At 34.6% G+C, this 3,276-nt stretch carries 4 protein-coding genes and 1 pseudogene; all 5 read left to right on the forward strand.

From position 1 onward, the window contains the following. Nucleotides 1–260 (forward strand): annotated as a pseudogene (locus COZ07_RS01405) (sodium:proton antiporter); the annotation flags it as partial. Further along, nucleotides 250–597: a sodium:proton antiporter gene (locus COZ07_RS01410; protein WP_406606815.1), complete on the forward strand. Its 348-nt coding sequence runs from the start codon at nucleotides 250–252 to the stop codon at nucleotides 595–597. The pseudogene COZ07_RS01405 and the gene COZ07_RS01410, both read left to right, overlap by 11 nt. Then, entirely contained in the window at nucleotides 594–2,159 is a 1,566-nt protein-coding gene (locus COZ07_RS01415) for a proton-conducting transporter membrane subunit (protein WP_406606816.1), read from the forward strand. Before COZ07_RS01410 ends, COZ07_RS01415 begins: the two co-directional genes overlap by 4 nt. A 3-nt stretch (nucleotides 2,160–2,162) precedes the next feature. Then, nucleotides 2,163–2,504, forward strand: coding sequence for a hydrogenase (locus COZ07_RS01420; RefSeq protein ID WP_406606817.1), 342 nt, complete (start codon nucleotides 2,163–2,165; stop codon nucleotides 2,502–2,504). A 1-nt stretch (nucleotide 2,505) separates the two neighbouring features. Next, nucleotides 2,506–2,955 carry an NADH-quinone oxidoreductase subunit B family protein gene (locus tag COZ07_RS01425; protein WP_406606818.1) on the forward strand — a complete coding sequence of 150 codons (450 nt, stop codon included), beginning with the start codon at nucleotides 2,506–2,508 and terminating at the stop codon, nucleotides 2,953–2,955. Nucleotides 2,956–3,276: the final 321 nt, after the last annotated feature.

Consider the following 3,276-nt stretch of genomic DNA (forward strand, 5'->3'; position numbering starts at 1 on the left):
TAACGATGTTTATAGTAGTAGCTTTTCTAGGATTAGGGACTACCTTTTTTTATAACTTTTTAGCTAATAGTGGAAGTTGGTTTGGCAATATGGTTATACCGGGAATTAATCCTGGAGATATGAATACGGCAGGAGTACTCCCCCTTATGAATATTGCAGTGGGATTAGAAGTTTTTGCCGGTTTAGGAATTATTGTTTTATTAATGGCAGATGGAGCAGAATATACTAAAAAGAAGGAGAACGCAGAAAATGATAGGTAATTTTCCTTATATTACCGTAATAATATACATAGGATGCGGAATTTATATTCTTATGTTTCAAAAAAATTTAATTAAGTTAGCTATAGGTATTAATTTAATTGAAAATGGGATAAATCTGTTTTTGATTACTTTAGGATTTAAAAAAGGGGCAGTAGCTCCTATTTATACTCAAGCACCTTCTGGACCAGTAATGGTGCTACCGACTCCTCAGGCTTTAACTCTTACCAGTATCGTTATCGGTGTAGCTACCACTGCTTTAATACTATCTATGGCTATGATGATTTATAAACATTACGGCAGCATAGAGGTAAATGAAGTAAGGAGGTTGAGAGGATGAATCTATTGAACCATACTCCAATTCTGATTCTAGCTCTACCTTTATTAGCTGCTTTTTTAATACCAATTATAGGAAAAATAAATAAAAAAGCTACCGGAATTTTTGCCACCCTTGTCTTAGGTCTAAGTTTAATTTTAACTATTATATTAGCAGTAAAAATATTATCAGTAGGTCCGCAGATTTATGTCTTTGGGGCAAAATCACCTTTATTAACTTTGCCTTCTAGTTTAAAATTTCCCATTAGAATTATGTTCCAGGTAGATGCTATGGGTATATTTATGGGTTTAATTACTGCCCTGGTTTCCTTCCTGGGAGCAATATATTCTTTAGCTTTTATAGATAAAAAAGATGGATTGGATAGTTATTATTCTTTATTATTACTTTTAACCGTAAGTATGTTTGGTATGGAGTTTACCGGAGATCTATTTAACTTCTTTGTATTTTTAGAAATTGCTTCTATGGCTTCAGTTTCCTTAATTTGTTATAGAGGGACTGATTTAGGAGAACCAGTAGAAGCTGGTTTTAAATATATGGTAGTTAGTTCAATTGCTGCTCTTATGGTCTTATTTGCTATTGGTATTTTTTACGGAGAGTACGATGTTCTTAATATTGCAGCTATAGCCAGTGTTATAAAATATTCTCAATTAGACAAAATTGCTTTAGGGATTTTAGTATCGGTGCTGGCTATGAAAGCAGGAGCAGTACCTATGCATATGTGGACTCCCGATGCTTATTCAGAAGCACCAGCACCTATTACTATGATATTAGTTGCTGCCAGTCAAGCCAGTCTATATGCCATATTTAGAGTAGTTTTTTCTTTGTATAATATTACTTTAAATACCTTAGCGGTAGGGTGGATAATTATTATATTTGGTCTTTTATCCATGTTTATAGGTGTTACTATGGCCATAATTCAGAAAGACATAAAAAGATTAATGGCTTATCACGCTATTTCTCAGACCGGATATATGCTTCTCGGAGTAGGAGTGGGATTAGCGGTATTGGCCAATCCTACTGCTTTACAACGATATGGAATTACCGCTATGGAGGGTGGAATATTTCATATTATGAATCATGCTATGTATAAGGGTTTACTGTTTTTAACTGCCGGTGCATTATTCTTTAGGACAGGGACTAGAGATCTTAATAAGATGGGCGGATTAGCTCACTATATGAAATATACTACCATATTTTTTATTATTGGAGCAGCAGCTATTGCCGGGCTTCCGCCCTTTAATGGTTTTGCCTCCAAACTTTTAATTTATGAATCGGTGTATAAATTTAATCCTTTGCTTTCCATAATAGCAATGGTAGTTAGTATCTTAACTTTAGCATCATTTGTTAAAGTATTTCATAGTGCGTTTTTAGGCCCAAAATTACCTCAATTTATAGAGGTTAAAGAAGTACCGCGCAGCATGGTATTTGCTATGGCTGTTTTATCTTTTATTATAATATTTTTTGGATTATTTCCAGATCTAATAGTAAAAAATTTAGTCCATCCAGCGGTAATGTCTTTAATAGAGCAATTTAAGTATACCAGCACAGTGTTAGGAGGTATGTAATAAATGTTAGGATTGCTGGAAACGGGTAGTGGTTTTTGGAGTGCTGTGGTTTGGGTAATATTAGTTTTAGTAATTGGTAGTCTAGTTTATTATATAAGAAATAAAGGAGAAAAAAGTTATAAAAAGAATACCGAGCAAGACAAACCTTTTATTTCAGGCAACCCTGAACTAAGCAAAGAAGGCTCTCATATCAGTGCGAGTCATATTTATTGGGGGTTTACAGAAGCATTAAAAGGTTACTATAATCCTTTAGTTAAAATGCATACTGGTGATATAAATGATTATTCTGGTTGGATGGTGATAATAACCGTAGTAATATTAATTATAGTAGGAGTGAGAAGATAAAGTGAAATTAAATAAATATTTAGAAAGATCTTTATGGGTTTTTCACCTAAATACAGGTTCTTGCAATGGCTGTGATATTGAAATTGTAGCCGGATTGACTCCTCGATATGATTTAGAAAGATTTGGAATAAAATTAGTCGGTAGCCCGAAACATGCTGATGTCCTGTTAGTAACAGGACCGGTAACTCATAAGATGGCAGATAGAGTAAAACGTGTCTATGAACAGACTCCTGAACCTAAAGTAGTGATAGTGGTCGGAACTTGTGGCACCAGCGGAGGAGTTTTTTATAATTCTTATAATTTATTGGGTCCAGTAGATAAGATTATTCCTGTTGATATTTATGTCCCTGGTTGTCCTGCTCGACCGGAAGCAATAATAAATGGAGTTTTACAGGCCTGGATTAAGTTAGAAAAATTAAGAGAGGGAATGAAAGCTGCTCCAGTAAAATAGTGGGTAGCGTATAGCGTTTAGCGTAGAGGTAGTAGGGGCTCGATGAATCGAGCCCGTTGAAAAAATTACCAGAATACTCGGGTCGAATAAATTCGACCCCTACATTAAAAGCTTTAAGTTTTTAGATGTATACTGATAACTGTCAACTAATAACTAAAAACTATTGACTAATAGACAGGCGAGCCTGTCCTCGTGAAAACGGGGGACGCCTGTCCTACTAACGACTATTTGACAAATATCAACACATCGTGAACTTAAAAATATCAACACATCGTGAACCTTAATGGTATTTTATATCAACACATCGTGAACTATACAACT

Source organism: Candidatus Infernicultor aquiphilus (genome assembly GCF_002784285.1).
GTDB lineage: Bacteria > Atribacterota > Phoenicimicrobiia > Phoenicimicrobiales > Phoenicimicrobiaceae > Infernicultor > Infernicultor aquiphilus.

Bases quoted from the DNA above. Each gene is read 5' to 3' on its own strand.
- COZ07_RS01410 (WP_406606815.1), top strand. From the start codon at position 250: ATGATAGGTAATTTTCCTTATATTACCGTAATAATATACATAGGATGC.
- COZ07_RS01415 (WP_406606816.1), top strand. From the start codon at position 594: ATGAATCTATTGAACCATACTCCAATTCTGATTCTAGCTCTACCTTTA.
- COZ07_RS01420 (WP_406606817.1), top strand. From the start codon at position 2,163: ATGTTAGGATTGCTGGAAACGGGTAGTGGTTTTTGGAGTGCTGTGGTT.